At 50.8% G+C, this 23,481-nt stretch carries 16 protein-coding genes; 9 read left to right on the top strand and 7 right to left on the bottom strand.

All coding sequences use genetic code 11. The annotated features are described in order from the left end of the window. The first annotated feature begins 54 nt into the window (after window positions 1-54). A complete protein-coding gene (locus tag AC07OI_RS04230; RefSeq protein ID WP_495256394.1) occupies window positions 55-3,984 on the top strand; it encodes a DUF2339 domain-containing protein in 3,930 nt (1,309 codons plus the stop codon). Beyond that, on the top strand, window positions 3,981-5,453 hold the full coding sequence (locus tag AC07OI_RS04225) for a DUF3999 family protein (RefSeq protein WP_495256393.1): 1,473 nt from the start codon (window positions 3,981-3,983) through the stop codon (window positions 5,451-5,453). Before AC07OI_RS04230 ends, AC07OI_RS04225 begins: the two co-directional genes overlap by 4 nt. Before the next feature lie 27 nt (window positions 5,454-5,480). On the opposite strand, the gene AC07OI_RS04220 is transcribed toward AC07OI_RS04225, so the two are convergent. Then, complete coding sequence (locus AC07OI_RS04220; RefSeq protein ID WP_495256392.1) at window positions 5,481-6,647, bottom strand: pyridoxal phosphate-dependent aminotransferase; 1,167 nt, start codon at window positions 6,645-6,647, stop codon at window positions 5,481-5,483. A gap of 31 nt (window positions 6,648-6,678) precedes the next feature. Continuing rightward, entirely contained in the window at window positions 6,679-7,311 is a 633-nt protein-coding gene (gene upp / locus AC07OI_RS04215) for a uracil phosphoribosyltransferase (protein ID WP_110253682.1), read from the bottom strand. Between the two features lie 154 nt (window positions 7,312-7,465). Here upp and AC07OI_RS04210 point away from each other — a divergent pair, with 154 nt between their 5' ends. Then, window positions 7,466-13,237 carry a hypothetical protein gene (locus AC07OI_RS04210; RefSeq protein WP_495256391.1) on the top strand — a complete coding sequence of 1,924 codons (5,772 nt, stop codon included), beginning with the start codon at window positions 7,466-7,468 and terminating at the stop codon, window positions 13,235-13,237. Window positions 13,238-13,330: 93 nt separating this feature from the next. On the opposite strand, the gene AC07OI_RS04205 is transcribed toward AC07OI_RS04210, so the two are convergent. From AC07OI_RS04205 to ompR, 3 genes are all read right to left on the bottom strand, one after another. Beyond that, on the bottom strand, window positions 13,331-14,272 hold the full coding sequence (locus AC07OI_RS04205; protein WP_495256390.1) for a retroviral-like aspartic protease family protein: 942 nt from the start codon (window positions 14,270-14,272) through the stop codon (window positions 13,331-13,333). A gap of 158 nt (window positions 14,273-14,430) precedes the next feature. Then, entirely contained in the window at window positions 14,431-15,792 is a 1,362-nt protein-coding gene (locus AC07OI_RS04200) for an ATP-binding protein (protein ID WP_492703005.1), read from the bottom strand. A 50-nt stretch (window positions 15,793-15,842) separates the two neighbouring features. After that, complete coding sequence (gene ompR, locus AC07OI_RS04195; RefSeq protein ID WP_492703006.1) at window positions 15,843-16,610, bottom strand: osmolarity response regulator transcription factor OmpR; 768 nt, start codon at window positions 16,608-16,610, stop codon at window positions 15,843-15,845. A 231-nt stretch (window positions 16,611-16,841) separates the two neighbouring features. Here ompR and AC07OI_RS04190 point away from each other — a divergent pair, with 231 nt between their 5' ends. Next, complete coding sequence (locus AC07OI_RS04190; RefSeq protein ID WP_495256389.1) at window positions 16,842-17,195, top strand: hypothetical protein; 354 nt, start codon at window positions 16,842-16,844, stop codon at window positions 17,193-17,195. 20 nt (window positions 17,196-17,215) lie between these two features. Here the strand turns inward: AC07OI_RS04190 and smpB are convergent, their stop codons facing one another. Then, on the bottom strand, window positions 17,216-17,665 hold the full coding sequence (smpB, locus tag AC07OI_RS04185; protein WP_110253677.1) for an SsrA-binding protein SmpB: 450 nt from the start codon (window positions 17,663-17,665) through the stop codon (window positions 17,216-17,218). Between the two features lie 111 nt (window positions 17,666-17,776). On the opposite strand from smpB, the gene AC07OI_RS04180 reads away from it, so the two are divergent. Then, a complete protein-coding gene (locus AC07OI_RS04180; RefSeq protein ID WP_495256756.1) occupies window positions 17,777-18,208 on the top strand; it encodes a type II toxin-antitoxin system RatA family toxin in 432 nt (143 codons plus the stop codon). Window positions 18,209-18,218: 10 nt separating this feature from the next. Further along, window positions 18,219-18,497: an RnfH family protein gene (locus AC07OI_RS04175; RefSeq protein ID WP_495256388.1), complete on the top strand. Its 279-nt coding sequence runs from the start codon at window positions 18,219-18,221 to the stop codon at window positions 18,495-18,497. 9 nt (window positions 18,498-18,506) lie between these two features. Here the strand turns inward: AC07OI_RS04175 and AC07OI_RS04170 are convergent, their stop codons facing one another. Continuing rightward, window positions 18,507-19,022 (bottom strand): DUF4124 domain-containing protein, encoded by a 516-nt coding sequence (locus AC07OI_RS04170; protein WP_495256387.1) that lies wholly within the window; start codon window positions 19,020-19,022, stop codon window positions 18,507-18,509. Window positions 19,023-19,127: 105 nt separating this feature from the next. Here AC07OI_RS04170 and guaB point away from each other — a divergent pair, with 105 nt between their 5' ends. The 3 genes from guaB to guaA are packed head-to-tail and all read left to right on the top strand — an operon-like array spanning window position 19,128 to window position 23,289. Then, window positions 19,128-20,588, top strand: coding sequence for an IMP dehydrogenase (guaB, locus tag AC07OI_RS04165; RefSeq protein WP_495256386.1), 1,461 nt, complete (start codon window positions 19,128-19,130; stop codon window positions 20,586-20,588). Between the two features lie 55 nt (window positions 20,589-20,643). Continuing rightward, window positions 20,644-21,693, top strand: coding sequence for a GGDEF domain-containing protein (locus AC07OI_RS04160; protein WP_492703011.1), 1,050 nt, complete (start codon window positions 20,644-20,646; stop codon window positions 21,691-21,693). A gap of 3 nt (window positions 21,694-21,696) precedes the next feature. Next, window positions 21,697-23,289, top strand: coding sequence for a glutamine-hydrolyzing GMP synthase (guaA, locus tag AC07OI_RS04155; RefSeq protein ID WP_492703012.1), 1,593 nt, complete (start codon window positions 21,697-21,699; stop codon window positions 23,287-23,289). Window positions 23,290-23,481 lie beyond the last annotated feature (192 nt).

Raw genomic sequence — 23,481 nt, 5'->3', positions numbered from 1 at the left:
CCTTACAGTCTGGCGTTAGCCGCATTGGCATACTGTAATCCAAGGAAATGATATATGTGGTTTGTGGGCGCAATCATAGGCTTTATTCTGGGTGTGGCGACCGATTCGGGTGCTGCCATGTTCTTTTTTGCTTTGACAGGTGGTTTTGTTGGTCATCTGATAGGCAGTTCACGCAATAAGGCCAATACCAAGCCGCCCGCGAATAAGCCAGTGACCCAGGCGGCACCGGGCAAGCCAGTTGATGCAATGGCTGAAATGCGTCAGAAAATCTTCACGCTTGAACATCGCCTGCAAACGCTGGAACGCGAAATGGCTGAGCTGAAAGCTGGTGGCGTGTTCGTTAAGAGTGCAGACGCACCAGTTCAATCGGCAAGCCAGCCTGTTGCAGAAGAAAAATCACCGGTAGAGCCACAAGTATCCCTTGCTGTTGCAAAAGCCAATGGTGCCAGCCTGAGTGTAGCAGTTCCGCTGACAACAGAGTCTGGTGCACAAACAGAAGCAGTGCCAGTAGTTACGCAGCAGAAAGCGGAACTGGAAGAACTGGATCTGAATATCAATCCTCTGGGAGATGCTGCACCTCTCCAAAAGACTCCGGAAGTCTTCGCCGAACAAGTCGCACCATTACCAGCAGCCATCGTTGTAGAGCCCGTTGTGGAACCTGCTGTGCCTGCAGTAATAAATCCGCCAGTAGCAGATACTGCTGCAGTTAAACCACCAGTAACAAAACGTCCGCCGCCACCGTCACCAAAAACCTTGAGAGAGAGTTTGCCAGCACCTCTGGCGAAACTGATCTTTGGTGGCAATGCCCTGGTCAAGGTCGGGGTCTTGATTTTATTCCTTGGACTGGCTTTCTTGCTGCGCTATACCGCAGAACGGGTCACGGTACCAGTGGAATTGCGTTATGCAGGCGTGGCTTTGTCTGGCGTGGTATTGCTGGCATTGGGCTGGTTCTTGCGCAATAAGCGCCGCGACTATGCATTGATCTTGCAGGGTATGGCGATAGGTGTGTTTTACCTGACCACGCTATCGGCGATGAAATTGCATGCCTTGATCACTCCTGAGGTCGGTTTTGCTTTCTTGTTCATGGTGTCGGTCCTGAGCGCCATCCTGGCTGTTTTGCAAAATGCGCCGGTCCTGGCCATCGTCGCAGCCATCGAAGGTTTTGCTACCCCGGTTTTGATTTCTACAGGTGAGAACCGGCCTTTGGGCTTGTTTACCTATATGGCCGTACTCGACATAGGTATCTTCGTGGTCGCCTGGTTCAATGCCTGGCGTGTGCTGAACCTGATAGGTTTCGTTGGTACCTTCACCCTGGCACTAGGCTGGGCAGAGCGAAGCTATACCGATAGTCAGTACGGTATTGTGCAGCCTTTCCTGATTTTCTTCTTTGTCCTGTTTGCCCTGATAGGCCTGTTGTTTGCGCGCCGCACCCTGAAAGAAGCAGAAGTTGAAGAAGGCCCACTGGCTACCCTGAAACGGGTAGGGCGGGTTGATAGTGCCCTGGTATTTGGTAATCCCATCACCGCCTTTGGCATGCAGTACATGCTGGTCAGGCATACAGAGTTTGGCGCAGCCTTTTCTGCACTGGCGGTAGGTTTCTTTTATTTGCTGCTGGCCAGGTTTGTGTTTTCGAAAGCCAGACAAGGTTTGGCATTACTGGCAGAGGCGTATGTCATCGTGGCTGCCATCTTTGCGACGCTGGCGATACCGCTGGGACTCGAGGGAGCCTGGACAGGTGCTGCCTGGGCAATCGAGGGTGCAGGCATGTACTGGCTGGGCATACGCCAGCAACGGCCTTATGCACGAGGTTTTGCTTATGTTGTCATGGTCGGTGCGGCTTACAAGCTCTTGCACGGTATCTACATCAATCCTGAGGCCAGCGGTCCACTGTTGCAGGGTGGTTTGCTGGGGCCAATCTTGCTGGCGATAAGCTGCTTTGTCGTCTGGAATTTGCACAGAAAAGCAAAACCAGAGAATATTTCAAGCTGGGAAGTCACACCAAATGCTGCTTTGCCGTGGCTGGGTGTTGCTTCACTGGCCTTGTTGCCATGGATGTTGCTGATCCCACAATTTGCAGCAGCGGCGATGGCTGTCATGGCTTTGCTGGTATCGGCCATTGCCCGTCGCTATGCACTCAAGGCTTTTGAATATATCTCTGCCACTTTGCAGGCAGCCGCGCTGGCATCCTTCATGCTGACCCTGCACGTCGCTGCCAATGGCAATGCTGCGCTGGAAGATGGCTGGAAAGGTGGTCTGGCTGCCCTTATTATCGCTGGTAGTATATTGTTCAGTGCCGGGCGTTCCATGGTGGCGACCAAGCGGGCGGCGCAAGCGCAATCTTTACCACCTGCCTGGTCAATCTGGAATCAACTGGCTATCATCAGTGGGAGTGCGCTGCTTCACCTGGCCATGTTGTTTGCCATCAACCTGACGCAGGCATCATTGATCTGGCCGTTAACTTCCTGCCTTTTGCTGTGGGTGGGCTTGCGCATGTCGCATGGCGCTTTGGCGGGCTTTGCTGCCGTCTTGCAAATCATTGCTGCCGGTTTGTGCTTGGTGGAGCCGGGCAAATATCAGGGCACGGCCTTCACACATCTGGGCTTTTTTGTACCTTTGTCGCTGGCTGTGTCAGCCTGGTTCAGCGCAGACTTTATCCGTGCCGAAGCAGCCAGGATGCGGGCCGTGTTGCTGGACTTGAGTGGCTTTGGCAATGCTGCAAATACAGGTACGCCTGAACAAAAACTACCATCGGTCTGGCTTAACCCCTGGTGCAATAGTAAGCTTGCTTTGGGCTTGCCTATTGTATGGGGACTGGCATGGTGGTTAGATGCCTGGTTCCCTGAGAGCCTGGAAACTCTGATACGCACAGATCACCGCAATTATTCTTCAATTGTCGCCATTGTGATAGGTCTGGGCAGCTCAGTCCTGATGGCGGCACTGGCAGCATGGCGCAAGTGGCCGCAAATGGGTTTTGCCACTATCGTCACTTTGCCGTTATTGGTTTTTGCTGGTTTGATTGGTGCTGTGAGTGCGGATGGCCTTTACTTGCCATCGGCAAATCTAGGTTGGCTGGCCTGGCCGCTGGCACTGGCCTGGCATTTGCAGATACTGAAAAAGCAGCAAAACTGGATGGCAGCATGGTCACGACTCTTGAGCCTGACACATATCGCCGGTTTCTGGTTCTTCTTGTTATTGGCTGCGCGCGAAGGGCAGGCACGCCTTGCACCATTGGCTGATACCTGGTCGAGCTGGCCATTACTGGGCTGGGTGCTGGTTCCTGCACTTGTTTTCTGGTTCATTGGTGCCAAACCACTCGCAGGCAGGTGGCCGCTTAATTCTTATCGCAAAGCCTACATAGAACAGGCCTGTGCACCCGTTGCCCTGTATTTGCTGGTGTGGTGCTGGTTGACCAATGCCTTCAGTGCAGGCGATGCCAGCCCCTTGCCTTATCTGCCTTTGCTGAACCCTCTGGAATTAGGGCAGTGTCTGGTGTTGGCGTCCTTACTGCACTGGTGGCGTGCTTTGCCTGCGCCAGCACTCAAAACAGACACAACATATGCAGCGACAGCAATGGCAGCTGCTACCGCCCTGGCTTTATTGACTGGCATGGTCTTGCGTAGTTGTCATCATTTCGCTGACGTGCCTTGGGATGCAGATGCCTTGTTTGCTTCACGCCTGAGTCAGGCTGCGGTTTCCATTACCTGGGCAATTTGCGGTGTGGCTGTCATGCTGTTTGGTAATCGCCGTATGTCGCGTGGTATCTGGACTGCAGGCGCTGCCTTGCTGGGCGTCGTGGTCTTGAAACTGTTCCTGATAGAACTGGCTGACCGTGGTGGTCTATACCGTATTGTCTCTTTCATCGGTGTTGGTATCTTGTTGCTGGTGGTTGGCTACTTTGCACCTGTACCTGTCAAGCCCAAAGAGCCACAAGCTACATTGACAGAGGATAGTAAGGCACTAGAAGATCAAGGGAAGGCATCATGAGTATCAACAAGCTGAGAACGAAATTGCAATTGAAGCTGTTATTGCTGGCTGCTTGTGCGATTACCTCCACTGTGGTCATGGCCCAGGCTATTACACCGCAGCTAAAGCACGCGGTCATCACCAGCACAGGAACGGGCTCGTATTTTCAACTGGATATACCAACAAATATATATCCAGGTAGCTTGCATTCTGATCTGCATGATGTGCGCGTGCGTAATGCGGAGGGTGACCTCTTGTCTTTTGCCTGGGCTGATATGGAAACGCCCAGTGCCAAACTGGAGAGTAAAACCGTCAGTGCGTTTCCTGTAAAAGACATACAAAGCAGCAGTTTTAGCAGCTTCCGGCAAAATGCAGATGGCTCACTGACTGCTTTGTCGCAAGTAAAAATCACCAGGCAAAATCCTGTGCCTGCCTGGATTATTGATGTCAGCAAGATCAAGGGTCAATTATTGCAGGCCAGGTTCAGCATAGCCGAGCAGGTAGACGGCATGTTTGGCTTCACGCTGGAAAGCAGTAATGACCTGAAAAACTGGCAATCATTAGGTAGCGAACAACTGGTGCAATTACGTCATCAGGGCTCTGTGCTACAGAATCTCGGCATCAGGCTTCATCATGTGAGTGCGCAGTATTTGCGTCTGCGATGGAATAATCCTGCAGATGCGCCCTGGCTGGATAATGTCAGCATAGACAGCCAGCAAGAAGTCTATACACCACCGGTTTTGCAATGGAGTAAGCCTGTTCCTGTGAAGACTTGCGCTGCAAATTACTGTGAGTACAGCATTCCCGATAACACGCCTATAGACAGCCTGCGTTTACTGGTGAGCGAACCCAATACCCTGTTGCATATTACGGTACTGGCGCAGGTGACACCAACAACTACGCCAGTATCCTCCTACCACCACAGACATAGCCCGCTTTACCCTTTGCATGTGCTAAGGCATCAAAAGCGCAATGCTGAAGTGCCGGTGGATCAGCAGGTCTGGCTGAATGAAAGCCTGGTTTATAAAATCAATCTACCCAACGGTGAAGTCAAATCACGTGATTTGCTCATGGACGGTGCCAGTTATAAAATCTTGCGCTTGCAAACAGATAATCCATATAGCAAACTGGGTAAAACTTTACCGGAGATACAGATCGCCAGTCTGCCACGCAGACTGGTATTTCTGGCGCGTGGAAAACCGCCTTACCAGCTAGAATGGGGAGCGGAGAGCAAAGAGGGAGCTGCAATACCTTTGACAAGGCTGATCCCAAAAATGGATTTGACCAAGCCAGTGCAGGCTGATATCGCCAGTGTAGAAATTGCCGACTATGTAGCGCCTCAGGCTGCTATCAAGCCTGCCGCTGAGAAAACACCCACCAAAGAGCACAAACCTTGGCTATGGGCTGCATTAGGTGTCGGTTTATTATTATTGGGCGGGATGGTGTGGTCCCTGTTGAAAAATATATCGGAAGATAAGGCAAAGACCTGAGTATTTTCTCAGGTCTTTTGATGGGAATTAAATACTTTGCAGGCGCTGCAAAGCGTCTTGCAGGGTAGCATCCTGTTTGGCAAAGCAAAAACGCACGATGCCAGATTCCTTGCCTTGCTGGTAAAACGCGGATACGGGAATAGCTGCCACACCAATCTCAGTCGTCAGCCAGCGGGCAAAGTCCAGCTCTGTCATGTCGGAAATCGCTGAATAATCTACCGATTGGAAATAAGTGCCAGCGCAGGGTAACAGGCGCAAGCGAGAATTGGTCAGGCCAGCCCTGAATAGATCGCGTTTCTTTTGATAAAAGTCCGGCAATTCCAGATAAGGTGCCGGGTTACCCATATACTGCGCCAGCCCCACTTGCATAGGTGTATTGACGGTAAAGACGTTGTATTGATGAACCTTGCGAAACTCTACCATCAGTGCTGACGGTGCCGCAACATAGCCGACCTTCCAGCCAGTCACATGATAAGTTTTGCCAAAACTGGAAATGATGAAGCTGCGCTCTGCCAGTTCGGGGTAACGTGACAGCGATTCATGGCGCTGGCCATCAAACATCATGTGCTCATATACTTCATCAGAGGCGATCAAGACCTTGGTGTCACGCACGATATCGGTCAATGCGGCAATGTCATCCACGCTCAGTACCGATCCGGTAGGGTTGTGCGGTGAGTTCAGCATCAGCAAACGGGTCTTGTCCGTAATGCTGGTTTTTACTTTATCCCAAGGGATGGTATAGCCATTTTCACCCAGTTCCATGCTGACAAATACCGGCACGCCACCTGCCAGCTTGATACTGGACACATAGCTGTCATACGCTGGCTCTATGACAATGACTTCATCGCCAGCATGTACGCAGGCCAGCAAGATGGTCAAAATGCCCTGGGTTGCACCAGCTGTGACGGTGATTTCAGTATTCGCGTCATAAGCATGACCATAGATATTTTTGATTTTGGCGGCTATCTGCTCGCGCAACTGCGGCATGCCTGGCATGGGCGGATATTGATTGTAATTATCCGTCATGGCCTGCGCCACCAAGGCAGGCAGAGCAGGGTCGCAGCTAAAGTCAGGGAATCCCTGACCCAGATTGACCGCTTTTTTCTCCGCTGCCAGGGCAGACATCACTGAAAAGATGGTGGTACCCACTTCGGGCAATTTGGAAACAGGTACGAAGCGGGCAGTGGTCGTCATCAGTGAAACTCTTCAAAAAACTGTAATTTAATTATTTAGTACCAAACAAACGGTCACCAGCATCGCCCAGGCCAGGCACGATATAACCATGTTCATTGAGATGATCATCAATAGAGGCTGTAATGACAGGCACATCAGGATGGGCTGCATTCATGACCTTGATGCCTTCCGGGGCGGCCAGCAAGCAAACGAATTTGATCGTCGTGGCACCACGCAGCTTCAGGCGTGTGATTGCTGCAGCGGCTGAGTTGCCAGTTGCCAGCATAGGATCAACCACAATCACCAGACGTTCTGCGATATCTTCAGGTACTTTGAAGTAATACTCGACTGGTTCCAGTGTTTCCGGGTCGCGGTACAGACCAATATGGCCTACGCGGGCATTTGGCAGCAAATCCAGCATGCCATCCAAAATACCATTGCCAGCGCGCAGGACCGAGATCACGCACAGCTTCTTGCCGCTGATGGTTGGTGCATCAATGGTGGTGATCGGTGTTTCGATCTTGACCAGTTCAATCGGCAGGTCACGGGTGACTTCATAGGCCAGCATCTGGCTGATTTCACGCAACAGACGGCGGAAATTATCCGTCGGTGTGTCTTTGCTACGCATCAGTGTCAGCTTGTGTTGCACCAGCGGGTGTCTGATTTCGGTAACGAGTTCGTTCAAGATAATTCTCCGGCAATGTTGAGTTGACCGCTATTTTACGTCCCAGCCAGCATTAAGGGAAACGGATAAATCAGGAATTGAGGTGTTTTTCCACTTCTGCTCCAGCCATCGTCAAATTTTTCTTGATTGATAATTCAATATAAGAAGTTCCGGCATGGCAGGGCCCGCAATGACGGTGAACGACTATCAGATCAGGAGTGCAGAAATGGACAGCAATCAGGCGTTGTTAAATAAATTATCTCTGGGAGACTACTCCCTCGATCGCCATGGCGATCGCAAGGACAATTATTTGCCACCAGAAGAGGCAATTGAGTCCAATACCCGCATCGACGTGAAAGGTATTCGTGAAGCCATCGCCAGGGTAGAGGCAGAGGCCAGAGCCACCGTAGCTGCCGAAACCAGGCTGAAGGCTGAATCCCAAGCCAGGGCACTGGCAGAAACCAGGGCGCAGGCCGAGGCTGAAGCAGCCGAGCTGGCTCAGCGCAAACTGGCACTGGAACAAGAAGCCATTGCTGGTGTACAGGCAAAACTGATGGCAGAACGCCAGTCGCGCGCGGCCAGTGAAGCCAGAATTGCCGCTACCGCCGAAGAAACGCGGAATCTGCAAGAACGCACGCTGATAGAGTCACGGGCCCGTGAACAATCAGAGCAACGTGCCAAACTCGAACAACAAGCCATAGAAAAAGCCGAGCACCAGTTCAAGGCAGAGTCAGAGCTGGCTTCTCAAGCCCATGCCGAAGCAGAAAAACTGGCAACGCAAACTGCCAATGCCCGTAACTGGGCAGCAGAACGCTTTGCCGCATCACAATCTGCACGCCAACAGGCAGAAGAGCGCGCCCGTGCTGATGCACGTATCACTGAACTGGCACGCGAACGTGAAAAACGCGACCGTGAAGCCCGTGAAACTGCAGAAATGCTGGCCAAAGTCCGCAGCGAGTCCCTGCAAATTAGTAAAGAGCGCGACCAGGCAGAAGCCATGGCGCTGGAATATGCGATCAATCGCGCACCGGTAGAGTTGCGTGCGCGTGAAGATGCATTGGCACGCGTTGCCTTGGAGCAAGGTCAAGAGGCAATTGCCCAGGCCAGAATGGAGTCTGAAAGAAAGGCAGCAGAAGCCATACAGTTGCGCATGCAGTCAGAAGAAGACTTGCGTATTGCTGCCAATAAACGCGAACAGGCAGAAAAAATAGCTGCTGCCACAGCTCAGGCCCGTCGTGAAGCAGAAGACAAAATCCGCATGGTGACTGAGTCACGCATACGCGCAGAGCGCGAACTGCAATCAACTGCCATGACGCGCATAGAAAACGAACAGCAAGCCGACCTGCAGGCACGCGCAAGACAAGCTGCTGAAGCCGCATTGGCAGAAGAAGCCCGCCAACGCCGTCTGGCTGAGCAGGAAGCTGCCGATAATGCCCGTCAGCGTGTCGCTGAAGAACAACGCGCTGCCAAGCTGGCTAAAGAGCGCCTGGAAATCGAAAAACAGGCTGTACAAGACGCCCGTGAAAAAGCTGATTCTGAACAACAAGCCCTGAGTGCCAGTGCCTTCCAGGCTGAATTGCTGAAACGCGCCAACCTTGCAGCCGCAGATAAAGCCAAAAAAGCCCAGGAATTGATGATGGCTGAAAAAATGCGCGCTGCAGCAGAACAAAAAGCCGTTGCCGCCTTGCAGGAAAAATTGACTGCTGAACGCAAGATGACAGAAGAAGCAGAAGCCCTAGCCAAGGCAGAGCAATCTCACGCCGAACTCTTGCGTATGCAAGAACAGGCAGAGCATGCCCGTCGTATAGCGCAGGAATCAGAATGTGTAGCAGAAAAACTGAGCCTGGAAAAAACCATGGAGCAGGTGGAATTGCAGCAAAAAATGGCCGCAGCCGCTGCCAGGAAAAATCAAGATGCCAGCGAACTTCTGCGCGTCCAACAGCAACGCACTAATGATGAGGTGAAAGCGATGGAACTTCAGGAAGAAAAACTACAGGCAGAACGTCGCCGTGCCAATGCAGTGCAGCAAGTGCTGAAGGCAACCCAGGAAAAACTGCAACTCGAACAAGCCGCCCAGCAAGAAGCTGAAGCCAGACTGCGCGCAGAAGAGGAGTCCAAGGCAATTGCAGCCGCCAGGGAACAAGCTGAACGCGAAGAAAGACTGGCGCTGGAAGCCACACTTGATGCAGAAAAAACTACTCTTGAGCAAACCGAACTGCAAAAAGATGCCCAATGTAAGGCAGCCAAGGTTGCTTTGCTGATTAGCCATCAAGCCACAGAAATGGCACGCGCAGAGCAAATGCATCTGGAGGCAGAAAAGCAGGCGGCAAGAGCAGCCCAGGAAAAACTGGAAGCTGAAAAAACAGCCGCCGAGCAAGTCATCGCCCGTGCCCATGCTGACCGTGAGCATACCAGTGTATTGAATGCACGCCAGCAACAAGAAGCAGAAGCTCGTGCAGCCCGTCAAGCCATGATCGCCGCCGAACAAGTACGCCTGCAAAAAATGCAGGAACATGCAGATCTGCAAAAACAATCTGCGGTCTTGGCACAAACCAAGGCTGTTGAAGCTGAAGAACTCGGCAAGACTTTGCGTTTGCGTGCAGAGTCCGAGCAAAAAGCCTTGAACCTGGTCCAGCAAAAACTGGAAGCAGAAAAGCGTCTGACGGCAGAATTACAAGCCAAGGCAGCGGTAGAGCAAGAACAACGTGATCAGCACTTGGCTCGTCTGCAATCTGAGCAAGCTTTACGCGTTGCAATGGAAAGCAAAGTGGCGGAAGAGAAAAAACTGCTGGAACAAAACAACCAGCAAGCCAAGGCTGAACAGCAAGCAGCAACTGCCGCAGCAGCTCGGGTAAAAGCTGCAACCCAGTTGGCACAGCTTGAACAAGGCAAAGCAAAGTCTCAACAGCAGGCTGCCCTGGCGCTGGAAGAACAAGCCAGACTGGAAAAACAAAAGGCGGATGCTGCTGAACTGGAAGCAAAAGCAGCGACAGAGAAACTGGCAGCAGAAAAAATTGCCACAGAAGCCGCCACTGCCAGAGCAAAAGCAGAACAGCAACATGCGCAAGCCGCGGCAGTCAGGGCCAGGGCAGAACAAGAAGCCAATGAATTGACAGCTGCCAAATTGCAAGCTGAGCAGGCATTGCAAATCCAGGCGCAAGCCTATGCTGCCAGCCAGCATAAGGCGCATGAACTGGTGGTTGAAAAGAACAAAAAAGTTGCTGAACTTGACGCTGTCTTGCAACAACGTCTGGCGGATGATCAGGCCTTGCTGGACACCACAGCTGCCAGATTGCAGGCAGAACAAGAAGCACATGAAGACGTACAGAGCCGCCTGTCCAGTGAAACCGAGGTGCAGCAGTTTGCCGAGGCCCGTGCCCGTGCAGAAAAAATCATACGTGCCGCAACTGAAGCAACGCTGGCATCAGAAAAAGCCCTGTTCCAGGAACTGGCCGCTCATGCTGATGCACAAAGTCTCATGGCTGAGCTGCTGGCACAACGACTGCAACAAGAGCAAGAATTACTGGTTGCGCAACAACAGCGTATCGCTGCCGAGCAAGCGGTACTTGACAGCCTGACAGCCAAGCAGCAGGCAGAACTGGCAGCCACAACTGAGGCTGAAGCTCGCCTGGTGGCAGAACAAGCGCAACACAAATTGATCGCAGAGCGCCAGGCCGCCGAGGCACAGGCACGTGAGCTGGCAGAAAAATTCAATGAAACCGAAAAACAATGGCTGGCGCAAGCAGCTCAGGAAGCATTAATTAAACGTCAGGCAGCCGTCGCACTGGAAGAGAAAACAGCTTTGCTGCTGGAATTGAGCCGTGCCAGCCAGGAAAAAATCGCAGTTGAACAGCAAATCAGCGCTGAACTGAAAACCAAGCTGGAACAGGAGGAATCAGCAGAAATCACTCTGCAAGCCAAACTGGCCATAGAACGTGAATTTGCAGAAGCTGCGAGCGAACGTGCTTATAAAGAGCAAGAAGCTCTGGAGGCCACATTACGCCTGGCAAATGCTGAACAGGCATTGCTGGCCCGTTCGGCGGAGCATGCAGAGGCACAGCGTCTGGCAGCAGAAGCGACAGAAACCAGATTGCGCGAAGCAGAAGCGCTGACCATGACTGAAAACCAGCGCGCTTCCAGTGAGCTTGAGGCATTGAGCCTGGTACAGCAAAAACTGGCTGCAGAACAAAAAGCAGCGCAAGAAGCAGAGCAACGCAAACTGGCTGAGCAAGAATATCTGAGTCTATGCGAAATTCGCGCCAATGCTGAGCAAGATGCTAATGTTGCCATCCAGGCCAGACTGCAAAGTGAAAAAGAAGCAACTGAGCTTGCCCATGCATTGGCTGTATCCGAGCAGCAAGCCACTGAGGCAGCGCAAGCTCGTGCTGAAGAACTGTTCATTCTGCAACAAGCAGAACAACAACGTGCAGAACTGGCTCAGCGCGAAATCATCACCATCCAGCAACAAAAACAGATGGAGATGGATAGCCTGCAAATGACTCAGGATGCCTTGCACCTCATTGAAGAGAAAATGGAAGCCGAGCGTCTGGTCATTACTGCGACAGAAGAACGCGTACGTCTTGAATCAGAATTGGCAGAACAAAGCAAGCAACGCGCAGAACAACTGCTGATCGCCAACGCACTGGAACAAGAAAAACTGGCACTGGAGCGCGAAATTGCAGAAGCAATCGCCCTGCAAATTGCTGCGGATGAGCAAGCACTGCCAGAATTGCGGGCCAAATTATTGGAAGAAAGCCAGCTTGAAACCCTGGAAGCGCAAAGACTTGAAAAAGAGCAAGCCCTGGCCGCCGCGATAGTTGCACGTGTTGAAGAAGAAAATACACTACTGGCCCACGCCGAGCAAGCCTTGGCAGCAGAGGCAGAATTGAAAGCCGAATTTGCATCAAAACTTCAAGTCGCTGAAATACAGCGACTTGAAAAAGAGCAAGCTTTGGCCGCAAGCTTTGCAGCACGTGCAGAAAAAGAGAGTAACTTGCTTGCACAAGCTGAACAAGCCTTGGCAGTAGAGACAGTATTACAAGCTGAGCTGACATCCAAACTGGAAGCTGCTGAAGCACAAAGGTTGGAAAAAGAGCAGGCGCTCAATGCAGCTATCGCCAAACGCATGGAAGAGCAAAGTGCTCTGCAAGCAAAACTTGAAGAACAATTGTCTCTCGAAGCTGCATTGAAAGAAGAATTGCAACAACAACTGACCGCGGTTGAAACGCAAACTCAGCAAAAACAACAAGCACTGGCAAATGCAGCAGCAAAACGTATTTCTGACGAAAAAGCCTTGCAAGCACAACTGGAAAAACAAGCTGCTGACGAAGCAGAACTGCAAGCCATGTTGCAACAACGTGCTGAGCAACAAGCTGCTGCCCAAGCCTTCATTGAGCAAGCGCTGGCATCAGCCAGGGAATGGCAAGAACAAAACAGACTGCAAATACAGCAACAACAAGAAGAATTGCAAGCTGAGGCAGAAATGGCAAAACAGACTCTGGAAGCTGAGCACCAGGAAGCCGAACAACTGGCCCAGGCACTGATCAGCAAACTGCTTAGCAATAGACAAACATCAGAAGAATGGCGTCAACAGGTTGAGCAAATGCTGGCAGCAGCACCAATCACCGTGGCTTACGATGCAACAGTTCAGCAAGATGAAGTACAAAAACGCTTCCGCCTGCGCCCATCTGTCATTGCTGGTTTGTTGTTGTGTGCTGGTATAGCAGGTTTTGCTGGCTTCAATAGCTTTGCCTTGAATGGAACTGCGGCTTCCCGCGCAGTTCCGCAAAAGACAGCTACGCTGGAACAAGTAGCACCAGCGCAAAAAGTGGATGCGGGCTTGCACATGACTTATGAATTGGCAACTCCCGCTGACACTGTTCCGGTTCAGGCTGAAGAGGGTAGCAAGGTTGCAGCGACACAACTGGCTTTTGCAGGTAATCGCTAAGCTAAAGAGCTGTCCAGACATAAAACAAAACGCCGCGCAATTTTGCGCGGCGTTTTGTTTTATGTCGAAAAATCAGTGAATTTGCGTTAATAATTATCGTAATTCCAAGGTCAAAAATTCTACCCCCTGTGCCTTGGATGACACCATATTGAATTGCGATAGCGATCCCTGGCCCAATAGTGGCTTGCAGGATTTGCAGACTACTGCCGTCACCTTACGTAATTCAAACGGGCCTACCTTCATATTATCGATAGTGACGATGCGGGCTTGTACATTTCTGCCGTCAGCGGTCTGCATGTTGACGAGCGGCTTCACCACCTTGTAGGTCGCTTTGGAATTGCTGAGCATGTCGTCATTGAGGGTGGTTTTGGTGGCCCCTGTGTCGACCATGAATGCTTCTATCTTGTTGTCGCCGAGTTTTACGGGAGCATAAAAATGCTCTTTTGTTTTGGGCAGACGCATGCTCTTTGCTGTTGCAGTACTGGCTTGCCCCTGGCGTTCCAGTGATGATTCTATGGCGATGCGTTGACCGTCAAAATAGTGATTGTGTCCCTGTGCTTCCAGTGATGAATCAAAAGAGGCGAGCAGGGTCAATGCTTCAAATTCACGTTTGCGCATGACCAGGTATTTGGCGACGTCGCCGCGCACATTGACTAAATTGGGCAGTATGGCCAGGGTTTTATAACCCCAGTCTATGGCTTCATCGACGCGTCCGGTTTTTGCCAGGCTTTCTGAGTAAGCGGCGAACAGATCATAGGTGCCTTCACCCATGCTGATGGCTTTTTCGGCCTGAACTATGCTGGCTTCTGGCTTGTCTGCCCAATGATAAGTGATCGCCAGACTGGCGATGGCTTTTGCATCAGTGGGACGCATTTTGATGTACTGGTTCCAGTTTTTTTCTGCGCAATCATAGCTGCGTACTTGCATGCACTTTACGGCACCATCTTTATAGGCTGAGGGTGGATAGGTTTCGGCAAAAGCGGGCAGGCTGATTACTGCGCAGGCCGCGAGCAGGGCTGGGAAATTGTTACGCATGAATTTATTTGTCTTTAAGAGCCCTGAAAATGGCGGCAATTGTAACATTTAAACTTTTTTGTAACAGCTTACGTTTGTGAATGAAAGCGAAACATGTCGACTATATTGAGTCTGTTGTTGCTGCATGAGTCTGACACAGGATGCGTGGGATCAGGGATTTAAGTTTCTTTCGCTTCCTGTAGCGCAATCACAATAACAAACCCACCTTCAGCGTGATTGTAGATGCGTAATTTGCCACCATGGCTTTTGATGATGCGGTCAACGATGGCAAGGCCCAGGCCAGAACCATTGGCCTGACTGCGCGAGGCGTCGCCACGGGTGAACGGGCGCAGCAGGCGTACCAGATCCTGCTCTGCCACGCCTAGTCCGTGATCGCGGAAGCTGATTTGTATGGACAGCTTTCTATCCTTGTTCTTGCGGGAGCATTGCACATCAAGCGTGATGACGGGTGAGCCTGGGGTCTTACCATAACGGCAGGCATTTTCTACTATATTGTTGAACAGGCGCCTTAGTTCAGTCAGGTTGCCATTGACATAGATGTCAGGCGTGATAGCGGTGCGCAGACGCAGATTTTGAAAGCGGAAGGCTTCATCCATGACTTGTTGCATGACTTCGCTGATGTTGATGCGCTCGAATTCTACTTTATCTAGCGGTTTGGCATAATCAAGGAATTGGCTGATGATGTCATCCATTTGCTGCAGATCGGACTGCATGCCGGTCCTGGCATCATCATTAAGGCTGGCCATTTCGACTTCCAGTTGCATGCGTGCCAGCGGAGTGCGCAAGTCATGTGAAATACCTGCCAGAATGATGGAGCGGTCAGTTTCTATCCTGACCAGATCTTCCATCATGGTATTGAAACTGACGTTGGTTTCGCGGATTTCTTTCGGGCCCTTCTGTGGCAAGGGCGGCGGTTGCTTACCCTTGGCGACGGCGCGGGCAGCATTGCTGAGGCGTGACAGCGGATCATTGATGAGCTTGGAAATGATGGCTGCACCCAGTAGCGTTAAAAACAGGGTAAGGATAGCCCAACTGAATAACTGCTGACCTATGGGCGGATCCAGCCTGTCCTGTTCTAGTCTTAGCCAGTAATGATCGTCTTCAATATCAAAGCTGATCCAGAAGCCGCTTATATCATTCAGTTTGCTGGCAAAGCGGGTGTTATTACCCAGGCCTCGCAACATCAAAGGCCGGGATTCGAGAAAGAAGGGGGTAGCTTCTGGTTCTTCTATGCGGTCAGTATCTTCCAGCAGGTAGATCTGCACCCCTTCTTTATTGGCCAGGTCACGCAATAGTTCCTGCCGTTTTTCAGGGGCGGAGTGGGTGAGGGCAGCACGGGTGATGGTGACGATGGAGACGATTTGCGCCGCCATCTGCTGGGCTCTTGGTGCTGTCTCAAGCGTACGGAAATTGGACATCCATGCAAGCATGCTGGCGGTGACGAGTACAGCCAGCATGAGGAAGGTGCGCCAGAACAGTCCGCTTTTTAGCCATTCCAGACTGTTGAGGTAGTCACGCATTCAAATTTTGCAAAGAATTCAATGAGGAAAGTGCAAAAGTATTTCAACTCTTAATGCGACTGACCATCAGGGATGAACACATAGCCCAGTCCCCATACTGTTTGTATATAGAGAGGGTTGCTGGGGTCGGGTTCTATCAGCTTGCGCAGGCGGGAAATTTGCACGTCCAGGCTACGGTCAAATACTTCATATTCGCGACCACGTGCGAGTTCCATGAGTTTTTCTCTGGAGAGTGGCTGGCGGGCATGGCGTGCGAAGACTTTTAATACTGAAAACTCACCTGTCGTTAATGAAATATTGTCATTGTGCTTTTTCAGGGTACGGGTGCCCAGATCAAGGACAAAATCACCAAAAGCAAAGGTTTGCGGGCCGTCAGACGGTGCGCCTGGCAGCTCGTCCGGGGCTTTGCGCCTGAGCACGGCATTGATACGTGCCACCAGTTCGCGTGGGCTGAATGGTTTGGGCAGGTAATCATCCGCACCCATTTCGAGGCCGATGATGCGATCAACTTCTTCGCCTTTGGCGGTTAGCATGATGATGGGAGTTTTGTCACCGGCGCCACGCAGGCGGCGGCAGATGGCCAGACCATCTTCGCCAGGAAGCATCAGGTCAAGTACCAGCATGTCATAGCGTTCACGTATCCAGAGTTTATTCATGGCCTGAGCGTTTTCTGCACTGACGACTTGAAAGCCTTGTTCAGTCAGATAGCGGCGCAGTAGATCGCGCAAACGTAGGTCATCATCAACCACCAGGATTTTGGCCTTGGGGTTGCTGGTATTGGTGTTGGTAGAGTCTGGGGTAGGGGGCGTAGTGTTCATGGGCTTAATAGTACTGTCATAGAGTGAGCTTGCAAACAAAATTAATATTCTGGATTACAAACTGTTACACACTTTACGGAATTGGACTGCGCATTTGAGGAGGCTATCGTAAACTAAATTCATACAATTTGATGCTAGCTTGCCACGGGTATTTACGCATAGAATTGCAATCCATTTATATGTTTTTACTTGCCTCATCGTTTTTGCTCGTAAGCCATCCGTTTTAAGTCGATGAATATACCGTACAAAAAAATTTCTGTCCTGATGTTGTCGCTGGTCGTGGCTGGCAGCGCTATGGCAGATAATAAAGGTAGTGGTGGTTCGGCTATGTGGAGTCGACTTAATGGACAACAAAAGAATGATGCAGTGCGCAAAGAAGAAAAGCAGCGCGAACGACAACTCAACAAGCAGGCTCAAAAAAATAGTTTGCTTGAGCGCTGCAATGACGCGCGCCACATAGGTGAACGCGCTTGCGGCACTGCTGAAGACAGCAAAAAACCTGGCCGTCTCACGCCAGAAGAAAAGCGTGCTTTGCGTCGTCAAATTCAAGATGTCGGACATGAACTGTATCGTCCGGCCCGCTAGTTCTTACCGGCTTCAAAAGATCAGCGTCTGTTCTGTTTCATGATCTTTTGCTGCTCGCGCTGCCAGTCTTTTTCTTTCTCGGTATCGCGCTTGTCATGCTGCTTTTTACCTTTGGCCAGGCCGATCTGACATTTGATGCGCCCCTTGGTGAAATGCAGGTTCAACGGCACCATGGTGTAGCCAGAACGCTCCACTTTGCCTATCAGTTTGCTGATTTCCGCCGCATTTAACAATAATTTACGTGTTCGGACAGAGTCAGGATGAATGTGTGTCGACGCCGTCGGCAAAGCGCCAATATGGGCACCAAACAAGAAGATCTCGCCATTCTTGACAATGACATAGGCTTCTTTCAGCTGCGCTCGACCTGCGCGTATGGCTTTGACTTCCCAGCCTTGCAGGACGATGCCGGCTTCGTATTGCTCCTCGATGAAATAATCGTGGAATGCTTTTTTATTATCAGCGATGCTCATGTAGGATGAAAATTGGTCAAATTAGAGTGTGGAAATGCATGAATGCATTTTGGTACTGCTTATGACTCGGTTAAAATGCGAACCTGTGATTCTACCAAATGGTTCTTCTTGATGGCAGTTGTACATAAAACAGTTTTTGTAGCTTACAGCACAGAGCAAATGTTTGCTCTGGTTGATCAGGTAGAAAATTACCCTCAATTTCTGCCATGGTGCGGCGAGGTAAGAGTGGCTGAGCGTACTGATCATGAATTGGTTGCTACGCTTTCTATTAACTATCATGGCTTAAAGCAACACTTTACGACCAGGAATAGTAATCAGCGCCCGCATTCTATTGAAATGAGTCTGGTCGAAGGGCCTTTCAAGCAATTGTCAGGTTGCTGGAAATTTACCGAACTGCGTGCAGACGCATGCAAAATTGAATTCGAGCTGAACTATGAATTTTCCAGCAAATTACTTGAACATCTGATTGGGCCGGTTTTTTCCAAAATCGCCAATAGTTTTGTTGATTCTTTCTGTGCCCGTGCCGAGGCATTGTATGGTTGAGCAGACTAACATGCATGTCCAGGTTTGTTATGTCGGACAGGATAAAACAAGCTTACTGGATTTGCGTGTGGCCGTTGATGCCACAATACTGCAAGTGATACAGCAAAGCGGCATTATACAAATTCATCCCGAGATTGATGTCAGCGTTCTCAAGGTTGGTGTTTTTGGCAAGCTGAAGACACTAGATAGTAATCTGCATGCAGGGGACAGGATAGAAATTTACCGCCCTTTGATTGCCGACCCTATGGAGGCACGCAGACGCAGGGCCAAAAAACAGGCGCAAACCTGACCTTTTCTGCTATTTGCAATCAGCCAGGGCTTTTTTCACTTCACTTGCTTCCTGCTGGCGTTCTGCATCGGTGAGTATGGATCGCTCGCCGTTTTTGTCAGTGCGGCTGAGGCGTGCGCCAGAATTCAGTGATTGCTGATAATTGCGGGCTCTTTCGCAATTCTTTGCCTTATCTGCTGCAGCCGTTTTTTCTTCTTCAGCCTTCTTATCTTTTTCAGCTTGTTCGGCGCGGCGCTTATTGAAGTCTTCGTTCTTGGTAGCTGTTGTTACCGGTTTTTCCAGTTTGGGTGCAGGCTGACTGGCAGAAGCGGCCTTATCATCTGCTGTTGGTGCTGGCGCAGCCTTGGGGACACCGCCGGGCGCTTTGAGGATTTTATCCTTGGGTACGGATTTAGGTGGCGGCATGTCTGAAAACTGCTTGTTGCCTTTTTCATCGAGCCAGACATATTGTGCATGGGCCATAGCACAGAACGCAAAAGACAGCAGAAGTGCAGAGCTTAGACGTGATATTCGTAAGATGGACATAATTTGCTTTCAAGAAAAACATGGGATTATGCAAGAGTTTTACACGGAGCAAGACGACTTCGCAAGTTTTCTGTATAATTCGGTTTTGCGCCTATAGGAAATACTATGCGTTTACTCCAAAAAGCACTCACGTTCGATGACGTGCTACTCGTCCCTGCATACTCGAACATACTCCCTAAAGATACCTCTCTTGCGACTAAACTGACTCGCAACATCAATCTGAATATCCCTTTGGTATCAGCTGCGATGGATACGGTCACTGAAGCGCGTCTGGCAATTGCCATGGCTCAAGAAGGTGGTATCGGTATTATCCACAAAAACTTGACGGCAAAAGAGCAAGCCCGCGAAGTTGCCAAGGTCAAGCGTTTTGAATCCGGTGTATTGCGTGATCCTATCACCATCCCGCCTAACATGAAAATCCGCGAGGTCATTGCGCTGTCGCAGCAACACGGCATCAGCGGTTTCCCAGTAGTTGAAGGCAAAACAGTGGTTGGCATTATCACTAACCGCGATTTGCGTTTTGAAGAAGAGCTGGACGCAGAGGCACGCGCCAAAATGACGCCACGTGAAAAACTCGTCTACGTCAATGAAACAGCAGATCTGGCAGAAGCCAAGCGACTGATGAACAAGCACCGCCTGGAGCGTGTGCTGGTTGTCAACGAGGCATTTGAGCTGCGTGGCCTGATTACTGTAAAAGATATCCAAAAATCAACAGAACATCCTTTCGCATCCAAAGATGACCAGGGTAAATTGCGCGTAGGCGCAGCTGTTGGCGTAGGTATTGATAACGAAGAACGTATTGATTTGCTGGCAAAAGCTGGTGTCGATGTCATCGTTGTTGATACTGCACATGGTCATTCCAAAGGTGTGCTGGACCGTGTACGCTGGGTGAAGACCAATTATCCGCATATTGAAGTCATCGGCGGCAATATTGCTACTGCTGCTGCTGCGCTGGCGCTGGTTGAGCATGGTGCAGATGCAGTCAAGGTTGGTATCGGCCCTGGTTCTATTTGTACTACGCGTATTGTTGCCGGTGTGGGTGTGCCGCAAATTACCGCGATTGCGAATGTGGCCAATGCGCTCAAAGGCACTGGCGTACCTTGTATCGCTGATGGTGGCGTACGCTTCTCTGGTGATGTCTCCAAGGCGCTGGCTGCTGGCGCATCCACGGTCATGATGGGCAGTATGTTTGCCGGTACTGAAGAAGCGCCTGGTGAAGTAATCCTGTTTCAGGGCCGTAGCTATAAATCTTATCGTGGCATGGGTAGTCTGGGTGCGATGGCAGATGGTTCCGCTGACCGCTATTTCCAGGATGCTGCCAATAATGCCGACAAATTGGTTCCTGAAGGCATAGAAGGTCGCGTACCCTACAAAGGTAGCGTTCTCGCTATCCTGTATCAATTAGTTGGTGGCGTTCGTTCGTCCATGGGGTATTGTGGTTGTGCTTCAATAGACGACTTGCATACCAAGTCTGAATTCGTAGAAATTACTTCTGCTGGTATGCGTGAATCACATGTTCATGACGTGCAAATCACAAAAGAAGCACCAAATTACCGTGCTGATTAATGTCTGAGAAGCGCTTGAGAAGCATGACCCGAATTGCGGATGCCTGGAGAGTGGAATGTCAACGAACTTAGATCGTTCCGGCCCAACGACAACGACACCTATCAGTTCGGGTTTTGAGCGCATGGTTTCGGAAAGGATGGAATTGCGCATAGGCCGCTTTGAACGACTTGGTATCAAGTTGTTCAAAGTTGCCAATTGCCTGGTCAGTTTTGGTAAGTTGGTGCCAAGGTTTGATCATCTGGTGCATTCCATTACTAACATGGAAGCCGAATTCTGTGATGCAATTCCACCAGTAGACGAAATCCTGGTCATACCTGACTTGCGCCTGCATGAGCATCTGGGTAAGCACCCCATGGTCGCAGGCCCGGCATCCATACGTTTCTTTGCTTCTCACCCCATCTTTGATCATGGCAGCCAATTGATTGGCAGCGTTATCCTGATCGATTATCAGCCACGTGATCTCGATGATGAAGAAAGGCAATCTCTCGCTGATCTTGCCTCCATGGTTGAACGCGAAATGGCTTTCAGTGCCTTGTACCAATCGCAACTCGAAGTCATCAAACAAAACCGTAATCTGAAGCGTGACTCGCTGATCGACCCTTTGCTGGGGACGTGGAACAAGTCTGCCATCATCCGTTCTTTGAAGCTGGAAATGGAGCGCTGTTCCAAGGCGATGAAGCCACTTGCTTTGCTGATTGCCAGTGTGGATCAGATGGAGCATTTGCGTGATTTGCATGGCATTGCCATTACCGACATGATACTGGTGAAGACCGTCAGCCGGATTCGTTCTTGCGTGCGCCCATTTGATGCACTGGGACGTTTTGGTACTGACTTATTGCTGGTAGTCTTGCCAGGTGCCTCACACCTGGTAGTGACAGCAGTAGGGGAGCGCATACGTGCTTCCGTACTTATGCACCCCGAAAAAATGAATGACGTGGATACGCCATTAACGATCAGCGCCGGTACCGCTTCAACTGATCTTTTCCCGGATGCCGAACCAGAAACTTTAATTAGCCTCGCAGAAAAAGCCCTGCTTTCCGCCAGAAATGCAGGAAACAATTGTGTTGTCCAGGCCACGCCTGCACAACCTGACATGATAATTTGATTTATGCACTCAAAAATTCTTATCCTTGATTTTGGTTCCCAAGTCACGCAATTGATCGCTCGCCGCGTTCGTGATGCAGGTGTTTTTTCTGAAGTTCATCCGTATGACGTCAGCGATGAGTTCATCAAAAATTATGGTGCTGCCGGTATTATTTTGTCCGGTGGCCCCAGCAGCGTAACCGAAGGCGATACTCCCCGCGCACCTATGGCCGTATTTGAGGCTGGTGTGCCAGTGCTGGGTATTTGCTACGGCATGCAAACCATGGCAGAACAACTCGGCGGCAAAGTCGAAAATGGTCATGTACGCGAATTTGGCTATGCCGAAGTGCGCGCACGCGGCCATACAGCCCTGTTCAAAGAAATCAATGACTTCGTTACTTCAGAAGGTCATGGCATGCTCAAGGTATGGATGAGCCATGGCGACAAGGTCAATGAAATGCCGCCAGGCTTTAAACTGATGGCCTCCACAGATAACTGCCCGATTGCTGCGATGGCAGATGAAGAGCGCCGTTTTTACGCCGTGCAATTCCATCCGGAAGTCACGCATACACTGCAGGGCGAGGCTATCCTCAGCCGCTTCGTGCATGAGATCTGTGGCTGTAAATCTGACTGGAACATGCCTGACTACATCTCCGAGGCCGTTGCTTCCATTCGCGCCCAGGTCGGTGATGATGAAGTCATTCTTGGTTTGTCTGGCGGTGTGGACAGCAGTGTTGCTGCCGCCCTGATACACCGTGCCATAGGCGATAAATTGACCTGCGTATTCGTTGATCATGGCCTGTTGCGTCTGGATGAGGGCAAGATGGTCATGGAAATGTTTGCCAATAATCTGGGTGTCAAAGTCATCCACGTTGATGCAACAGCACAGTTCATGGGTCACCTTGCCGGTGTTACTGATCCGGAAGCCAAACGCAAGATCATAGGCCGCGAATTTGTCGAAGTCTTCCAGGTTGAATCTGGCAAACTCAGCAATGCCAAATGGCTGGCGCAAGGCACGATTTACCCTGATGTCATCGAGAGTGCTGGCAAAGGCAAAAAAGGCTCGCACACCATCAAGAGCCATCATAACGTCGGCGGCTTGCCCGACACCCTGAATCTGAAATTGCTGGAACCCCTGCGTGAACTGTTCAAGGACGAAGTGCGCAAGCTTGGTGTAGCCCTGGGGCTGCCGCACAGCATGGTATACCGCCATCCTTTCCCTGGCCCTGGCCTGGGCGTGCGTATTCTTGGTGAAGTGAAGAAGGAGTTTGCCGACCTGTTGCGTCGTGCTGACGCTATCTTCATCGAAGAACTACGTAACACCATGGTTGATCCAAATGCAGAAAAACTGCAAAGCTGGTATGACGCCACCAGCCAGGCATTCGCGGTGTTCTTGCCAGTCAAATCCGTAGGCGTCATGGGTGACGGTCGCACTTATGAATACGTAGTTGCTTTACGCGCAGTACAGACCCAGGACTTCATGACAGCCCACTGGGCACATTTGCCACACGAGTTGCTGGGCAAGGTATCCAACCGCATCATCAACGAAGTGCGTGGCATCAACCGCGTGGTGTATGACATCTCAGGCAAGCCGCCTGCGACGATAGAATGGGAATGATTTCAGGTCTGGCAGCATCAGGTAGCTAAAAGCACAAAACACAAAAAGCCCGCATTATTGCGGGCTTTTTGTGTTTTTAACTGGGTGCGTCCCAGTGCTGACTAGATAGTCAATTGAGACATGTATGTGTAACTCTGAAGATATTTAGCGACATATGTCACTTCTATGCTTATTTGTTAATGGGTAACATTT

The sequence above is a fragment of the Undibacterium sp. GW821-FHT07F11 genome, from assembly GCF_059418665.1.
This window is presented reverse-complemented; position numbering and strand designations above follow the sequence as displayed.

What these genes read in the sequence shown, in the direction of transcription:
- AC07OI_RS04175 (WP_495256388.1), top strand. Translation starts at nt 18,219, where the DNA reads ATGCATGTCCAGGTTTGTTATGTCGGACAGGATAAAACAAGCTTACTG.
- ompR (WP_492703006.1), bottom strand. Translation starts at nt 16,610, where the DNA reads ATGAACACTACGCCCCCTACCCCAGACTCTACCAACACCAATACCAGC.
- AC07OI_RS04220 (WP_495256392.1), bottom strand. Translation starts at nt 6,647, where the DNA reads ATGACGACCACTGCCCGCTTCGTACCTGTTTCCAAATTGCCCGAAGTG.
- guaA (WP_492703012.1), top strand. Translation starts at nt 21,697, where the DNA reads ATGCACTCAAAAATTCTTATCCTTGATTTTGGTTCCCAAGTCACGCAA.
- AC07OI_RS04180 (WP_495256756.1), top strand. Translation starts at nt 17,777, where the DNA reads ATGGCAGTTGTACATAAAACAGTTTTTGTAGCTTACAGCACAGAGCAA.
- AC07OI_RS04210 (WP_495256391.1), top strand. Translation starts at nt 7,466, where the DNA reads ATGGCAGGGCCCGCAATGACGGTGAACGACTATCAGATCAGGAGTGCA.
- AC07OI_RS04190 (WP_495256389.1), top strand. Translation starts at nt 16,842, where the DNA reads ATGAATATACCGTACAAAAAAATTTCTGTCCTGATGTTGTCGCTGGTC.
- AC07OI_RS04230 (WP_495256394.1), top strand. Translation starts at nt 55, where the DNA reads ATGTGGTTTGTGGGCGCAATCATAGGCTTTATTCTGGGTGTGGCGACC.
- AC07OI_RS04200 (WP_492703005.1), bottom strand. Translation starts at nt 15,792, where the DNA reads ATGCGTGACTACCTCAACAGTCTGGAATGGCTAAAAAGCGGACTGTTC.
- smpB (WP_110253677.1), bottom strand. Translation starts at nt 17,665, where the DNA reads ATGAGCATCGCTGATAATAAAAAAGCATTCCACGATTATTTCATCGAG.
- guaB (WP_495256386.1), top strand. Translation starts at nt 19,128, where the DNA reads ATGCGTTTACTCCAAAAAGCACTCACGTTCGATGACGTGCTACTCGTC.
- AC07OI_RS04225 (WP_495256393.1), top strand. Translation starts at nt 3,981, where the DNA reads ATGAGTATCAACAAGCTGAGAACGAAATTGCAATTGAAGCTGTTATTG.
- AC07OI_RS04170 (WP_495256387.1), bottom strand. Translation starts at nt 19,022, where the DNA reads ATGTCCATCTTACGAATATCACGTCTAAGCTCTGCACTTCTGCTGTCT.
- AC07OI_RS04205 (WP_495256390.1), bottom strand. Translation starts at nt 14,272, where the DNA reads ATGCGTAACAATTTCCCAGCCCTGCTCGCGGCCTGCGCAGTAATCAGC.
- AC07OI_RS04160 (WP_492703011.1), top strand. Translation starts at nt 20,644, where the DNA reads ATGTCAACGAACTTAGATCGTTCCGGCCCAACGACAACGACACCTATC.